At 55.9% G+C, this 6,718-nt stretch carries 5 protein-coding genes; 2 read left to right on the top strand and 3 right to left on the bottom strand.

What is annotated here, in order from left to right:
* Positions 1–196: 196 nt before the first annotated feature.
* Together ACQRC0_RS08515 and ACQRC0_RS08510 are read right to left on the bottom strand one after the other, a co-directional pair.
* Entirely contained in the window at positions 197–1,999 is a 1,803-nt protein-coding gene (locus ACQRC0_RS08515) for an amidohydrolase (RefSeq protein ID WP_427729271.1), read from the bottom strand.
* A 138-nt stretch (positions 2,000–2,137) separates the two neighbouring features.
* On the bottom strand, positions 2,138–3,100 hold the full coding sequence (locus ACQRC0_RS08510; RefSeq protein WP_427729269.1) for a helix-turn-helix domain-containing protein: 963 nt from the start codon (positions 3,098–3,100) through the stop codon (positions 2,138–2,140).
* A 469-nt stretch (positions 3,101–3,569) separates the two neighbouring features.
* Here ACQRC0_RS08510 and ACQRC0_RS08505 point away from each other — a divergent pair, with 469 nt between their 5' ends.
* Positions 3,570–4,220, top strand: a complete 651-nt coding sequence (locus ACQRC0_RS08505; RefSeq protein WP_349117437.1) for a GNAT family N-acetyltransferase — start codon at positions 3,570–3,572, stop codon at positions 4,218–4,220.
* Positions 4,221–4,342: 122 nt separating this feature from the next.
* Here ACQRC0_RS08505 and aguA read toward each other — a convergent pair whose 3' ends face one another.
* Positions 4,343–5,464 carry an agmatine deiminase gene (gene aguA, locus ACQRC0_RS08500; protein WP_154514946.1) on the bottom strand — a complete coding sequence of 374 codons (1,122 nt, stop codon included), beginning with the start codon at positions 5,462–5,464 and terminating at the stop codon, positions 4,343–4,345.
* Between the two features lie 178 nt (positions 5,465–5,642).
* Between aguA and ACQRC0_RS08495 the strand changes: the two genes are divergently transcribed.
* Positions 5,643–6,446 carry a LuxR C-terminal-related transcriptional regulator gene (locus ACQRC0_RS08495; protein WP_427729267.1) on the top strand — a complete coding sequence of 268 codons (804 nt, stop codon included), beginning with the start codon at positions 5,643–5,645 and terminating at the stop codon, positions 6,444–6,446.
* Positions 6,447–6,718: the final 272 nt, after the last annotated feature.

The following is a 6,718-nucleotide window of genomic DNA, read 5'->3' as shown; positions in this document are numbered from 1 at the left end:
CTGGGACATTCCTTGGGGTAGTCGTTGGGGACGCTCTTGTTTGACTAGTCGTTTAAGAACGTCCCCCATGACCACCGCAAAAAAGCGCCGCCGCGGACGCTCACGCATCCGCGGCGGCCTGCACTAAATTGCGACGACGGCTGGCGCCCTAGCGTTCTACCGAGCAGATCGTCCGCTCTTTACCTCGATCGACCGATTATCCCTCGTATACGATACGGCCATCGGAGACAGTGAACAGAATCTTGGTATCGGAGATCTTCTTGGGATCGCAATGAAGAATGTCTTGATCGAGCACCGTGATGTCGGCGAGCTTGCCCACCTCGAGCGTACCGATTTTATCCTCCATGTAGTTCTCAAAGGCAACGTTTTTGGTATATGCCTCGAGCGCCTGATATGCCGTGATGGCCTGCTCGGGCCAACGGTACATATCGGTGTCCTCCTCCTCGGGATACGGGCTGTTGCGCGTAACGGCCACCTCGATCTCCTCGAGCGGCGCATAGCCGGTGACCGGGCCATCGCTCGCACCGGAGATAAAGCAGCCGGCCTCGAGCATATTCTTGACGGGGTAGAACTTCATGGCGCGATCCTCGCCCACAAAGGCGATCTCGAGGTCGCACAAAGGATCGTGATACATCCACAGGAACTGCAACGCGCACACAATGTCGAGATCGACGACGCGCTGAATGTCCTCGTCGGTGATTGCACACACATGCGTCATGGTGTTGCGGCGATCATCGCGCTCACCGTTCTCCTTGACGCAGCGCTCGTAGGCATCGAGTGTATTGTGGACGGCGCCATCTCCGATCGCGTGAACATGAATCTGAACACCCTCTTTGTCGAGAGCGGCCACCATGTCGCTGAACTCCTGCTGATCCCAGACGGACTCGCCGTGCCAGTTATCGCCCTTACCGGCGGCGGAGGTATATGGCTCGAGCATCACGGCGCTGCCGCCCTCGGTAACGCCATCGGAGTAGATCTTAACCGTACCGGTAGAGATCATGTTGCTATCGAACTTCTTGAGGTCCTTCACGGTTTTAATGGCCTCTTCAGCCGTAATGCCGGGCCTAATGGTAGGAAGTACTCGCATGCGCAGGTTAAGCTTGCCATCTTTCTCAAGGTCAGTATAGAACTGGCAATCCTGTGCCGTAGAATCTCCCACGACGCTTATGTTGGTAATGCCGGTGATGCCGTATTTCGTAGCCACCTGCTGGTACTTGTCGATAGCGTTCTCAAGCTCCTTGTCCGTATGCTCGACGGAGACAACCTCCCTCACCATACCTGCAGCAGAATCGATCAAGTAGCCAGTCGCCTCGCCGTTTGCATCGCGGGTGATGATGCCGCCCGTGGGATTGGGGGTATCGTTATCGATGCCCGCAAGCTCGAGCGCACGGCTGTTGACCCACACCGAATGATAGGAAACATCGGTCAGCATGATGGGCTTATCGGAGCAGATCTCATCGAGGATGGACTTGTTGGGGCCGGGATTGGTGCCATCCTCTTGCTCGAAGGCGTTGATCATGAACGAGCCGCCAACGTAAGCCTCATCATCGGGATGCTTGGTTACAAAATCACTGACCGCCTTCTTATACTCATCGATCGTGGTAGCCTTGGTAAGATCGATTTCGTACAGCGCGGTCACCCAGTTGCCCGGAGCGTGGATATGCCCGTCCATAAAGCCGGGGATCACCATACCGCCATCAAGATCGATGACGCGCGTGTTGTCATCGATGTACTCGTCAACACCGGAGTCTTCGCCTACATATACGATCTTGTTGCCCGAGACAGCCAGGGCGGCCGCGGTGTCGCCCTCTTTGACCATCGTCTGAATCGTGCCGTTACGAAAGACGATGGATGCCTTGTCGGAACTCGCGCTGCCGGTGCTTCCGGCATTTGAAGAATTGTTGGCGCAACCGGCGGCACCCACCGCAACAGCCGCGGCGCCCAACGTGCTCAGGCCGAGAAAGCTTCTACGGGATACGGGGGGAATAGAGGTCTTCATATAACCCACCTTTCTGTTGACATCGCCGCGCTTTCGCGACGCTTGCTATCACCTGAATAGCACCCCCGGGTATAAACTTGTCTGCACAAACGGGGTTATTGCCGTAAGCGGAGGCTTATATCCCCTATAACCCTGCCTTTAACCTGCCCAAAAGCTCTGAAGAAGCTCGGACCGCGATGAGACACCGCATTTACGGAATATCGTGTGAACATGCGATTTGACCGTGCCGACAGAGATAAACAATTCATTCGCTATGGCGCGGTTATCCTGGCCATCGAGCAGAAGGTCGAGCACTTCGCGTTCACGCGCGGAGATATCGTGCTGGTCGCAGAATGCCGAGAAGCGGACCTCCGCAATCTGCTTGGCAGAGGTGCCAGACGTTGTGGGCGGAGCAGAAAAGCGCAACGACAAGATCCGCGACGCCGCACGAACGGTATACATCGCGGCCACCACGCTCATGATGTTCTCTGGGATGTTTCTGCCGTAGGCAAAATACAGGTAATCAATGACTTCGATCCGCCCAATATTCAGCCCGAGAACGCGTACATCCTCGATCAGAACAAACACCGTCAACACAGCCATCACAATAAGAAACCTGCCGTAGCGTGCATAGAAGCTCTTTCGCGCCAACGGCTTGCTTTTGCGGTAGCAGACGAAAATCATGCCAAACGCCACGAACATGAACAAGGAGCGCAACGCATAAAATGCGAGTTGTTTGATTGAATCGGGCTGCAAAACAAGCGACATGGCCTCGAAAGCAGAAAAGACGATGCAGGGCACGAGCATGTGAAGCCGGCTCGTCTTGTTTACAATCGCCAATGCAAATGCCCACATGCTCGCCATGATTCCAATCGATAGGACGAGTTTCGTTATGGGGTGAGTCATGGGAAATTGGCTGCTGAGGATATCTGCCATCATCTTACTGCCCTGATACTCATCGAGGAATACGAGGGCACTTTCGAGCATGTCGAAGAAAAAGAAGGCCGAGACCGTCAAGTAGCTTGTTCGATGTGAGACGAGGTATGCGCATACCGATACGCACACCGCCACCATGCAAACCAAGACGAATGTGATTCCGTAGAAGAAGTAGAACGTACTCACTACCGGGCCTTTCGCTTATTGATATGTGCTAAGGATAAACTTTACGCCAAAGACATGCAGATCGCTGTCTTCAGCGCAAAATCCAGCCAAAGAAAGGAAGGGTGGAAGACGCATATCCCCCACCCCAGCGCATGGGCGAAACTGGCCAGTGATGCGGGTGCCGGAGAGGCCGGCCATGGTCTCGGCGATGGTAGTCGTTGGGGACGTTCTTGTTTGACTAGTCGTTTAAGAACGTCCCCAACGACTACCCAGAATGAGAGTGGATAATCTCCCGTTTTTGGCCTATATCAGCGCTAAAAGTGGGAGATTATCCACTCTCGTCGAGCGGGCGTCCGATAATCCACTCCCATTCTCTCTTGGAACCCTCCGTCCCCGAGGAATCGAGGCTCGTCTGCCGAATGGTCGATGCGGACGCCCTGCGTCCATGTCACACTCATAGATGGCCTGACCCAACTTGGAAGGAGTCTCCATGAGCCTTGAGAACGTAGCCCTGCGCGCCGCCACACTTGATGACCTGACCGGCATCGCCGCCATCTACAACCAGCTGTGGTGCAACACGCTGCGCAACCGCGGCGACGTCGAAGCCGCCGATTTCTGCGCACGCTTTAACATCGCCATGCAGCTGCAGCGTTCCCCCATCGCACTCGTCGCCGAGGCCGAGGGCCGCATTATCGCCGCCTGCTGCATCGGCATCTTCGAGGACGGCAAGCCGCGTACCAATCCCACCTGGGAGCCCTGTTACGACGAGCTGTTTATCCAGGCAACCGAGATGGCAAAGACCGCCGATGCCAAGCTCGAGGGCTCGCTCTTTGGCGACAGTCGTGAAAAGGCCACGGCCGACCGCTTTGCCGCCACGGGCAACGAGTATGCCCAGGGCCAGCTCAACCTGATCATCATTGCGCCCGAGTGGCAGGGCAAGGGACTCGGCCGCGAGCTCATCGACCTTACGCGCGCTGAGCTCGCCAAGGCAGGCTGCACCAAGTTCTTCCTGATGAGCGACTGCAACGCCGACTGGCAGTTCTACGAGCACCTCAACATGAAGCGCATCCTAGAAGATCACAGCCAGGACACCGGCGACGGCTTTATCGTTTACATGTACGGAGGCGACACGCAGGATTAGCCCGCACATCCAAGCCGCACGGCCCGCCGTTCAGCTGAAACCACCACACAAAAAGTCCGCCGACCATTGAAGTCGGCGGACTTTCGCGTGCGGACAATCAAGCGCTGTTCACCATGGAACTGCTATTTACAGCGCGCCTTAGGCTGCTGCTGGGTGATGCAGTGGATGTTGCCGCCGCCGTAGATAACTTCACGGGTCATGATACCGATGACTTCGCGGTCCGGATAAGCAGCTTGGATATCCTTGAGCGCCTGGGCGTCATTGGGATCGCCGAACTGCGGTACAAGCACCGCACCGTTGATGGGCAGGAAATTGAGATAGCTCGGTTCGAAAGCGTCCTCGGGAGTACGCGGCAGCACGCCTTCGACGGGATCGATCGTGCTGGCCTCTTCTTCGGTCATATATACCGATGTCGCAGGCATGATCACCTTGTGGATCTTGAGCTTGCGACCCTTGGCATCCGTGGCCTCGGAGAGCGTCTTGTACGCCTCCTGGCACTCCTTGTAGAACTTGTGGTTGGGATCGTCGGTCCACATGCAGCAGACTTCGCCGGGCGCACTAAAGCATGCGACGTCGTCCACATGGCCGTTCGTTTCGTACGGATCGATTCCGTCCTTGATCCAGATAACCTTCTCGATACCGAGATACTCAGAGAGCTTCTCCTCAATCTGCTCCTTGGTGTACTGCGGGTTGCGATCCTCGTTGAGCAGACACATCTCGGTGGTCACGACGGTGCCTTGACCATCACAGTTGAACGAGCCGCCCTCGAGGATGTAATCCTCGGGACGATAACGGTTAACCTGCTCAAGCTGTGCCACCTGCAGGCCAATGGAAGCGTCCTTGTCCCACGGGAAATACAGGCCGTCAATGAAACCGCCGTAAGCATTAAAGTGGAAGTGCGAAAGGGCCACCTCACCATTGTCATTAACGAGGAATGCCGGGCCGGGATCACGAATCCAGCTGTCGTTGTACTCCATGTGGATAACGCGCACGTTCTCAACGCCGTCGAAGATCTCACACACCGCGGGGAAGTCTTCGGTGTTGACGCCCACAGTGATGGGCTGAAAGCGTGCAACGGTCTTGATGATCTCGGTGAAGACCTTCTGCGCCGGCTTGGCGCCGCAACGCCACACGTCGGAGCGGTGCGGCCATAGAATCCAGGTGCGCTCCTGCTCCTCATACTCACCGGGCATATAGAACCCGTCCTTCTTAGGCGTGGATTCACTCTCGTAGATTGTCTTCATTTCAAGCTCCTAAATCTCGGTGCTTTTGCTTGACGAGACCATGATGCGGCCGCACCGAGATGTTCTCAATGGTCCCTCGAGCCCCTTTCAGCGACCGACGGTATACCATTCGCTGACCTAAAGTTCTATTCAGGCCGAGAACATGACATACTGGGTTCCACAATGGAAAGGACGCCCTATGCCCCCATGCAATAAACAGCAGACTATTGAGTTGGACAGTACGACCTGGACTGCTCTCAACGAGCTCGCGCTTGCAATCCACGCATCACACGGTATTGATAAGCTGCAAAAGGAGACCCTCGAGGGAACGACAGGGCTCGTGCCCCATCGGATCGCCATGTTCGACCTGATCGAGGCGGCGGGCAGTGATGCCCCACGCTACGTCCACCCCGCAAGCAGCGGAATGGACGACCGCGCACTGAGCGACTACTACAACCGCTACGCCGCGATGGACTATACAACATGGAGCTTTGACCTACATAAGGTCGGCGTTTACCGCGACCTCGACCTCGTCGACGTCGAACGACGCGATGCCACGCCCATCTATCGCAAATGGATGGAACCGCAGGGTGTCTACTTTGGCTGTACGGCCACGCTCGCGCACAACGACAGACCGCTAGGAAGCATCGCCCTGTTTCGCGAACGCACGGCCGGAGACTTCACCGACACCGAGCTCGCAATCCTGCTCGAAATCGCTCGGCACGCGAGCCTCGCGCTCGCCAACCTCTATCCTCGGGGCATTACACTCACCCAGACCGAAGACACAAACCAGCTGAATGCTTTCATTACAGAACATAATATCCAACCGCGTGAAGCCGAAGTCATGCGGCTCATGCTCGACGGCAAAACGAACAAACAGATGGCAAACGAGCTATTCATAAGCGAGTCGACCGTAAAGAAGCACGTCAACGCCATCTATCGCAAGCTCGGCGTCAGCAACCGACTGGGTCTTATGACGGCCGCGCAAAACATCCTGCGATAAAAAAGGCGCCCCTCCATACGGAGAACGCCCTCTGATTTCGCCATTTGAATTAGTGCCGGCTCTGGCTCAAAGAGTAGACGGGGTGATTTTGGTAGGTTTTATCTGGGTGAACGCCGATACGACACCCAAACCTCTACGGAAGGAACAGGCACTTATGTGGTGGTTCAGAAGGAAAACGGCCCGCTCCGGCGGTATATCTCAATCTGTAACAAGTAGAGGCGATTTATTAAGTTAGACGTTACAGATTGAGACGTTGGAGACAGCGCAGTAAT

The sequence above is a fragment of the Collinsella sp. SGI.033 genome (assembly GCF_050315135.1).
GTDB lineage: Bacteria > Actinomycetota > Coriobacteriia > Coriobacteriales > Coriobacteriaceae > Collinsella.
Note: the sequence above shows the minus strand (reverse complement) of the source record. Positions and strands in the feature narration are given on the sequence as shown.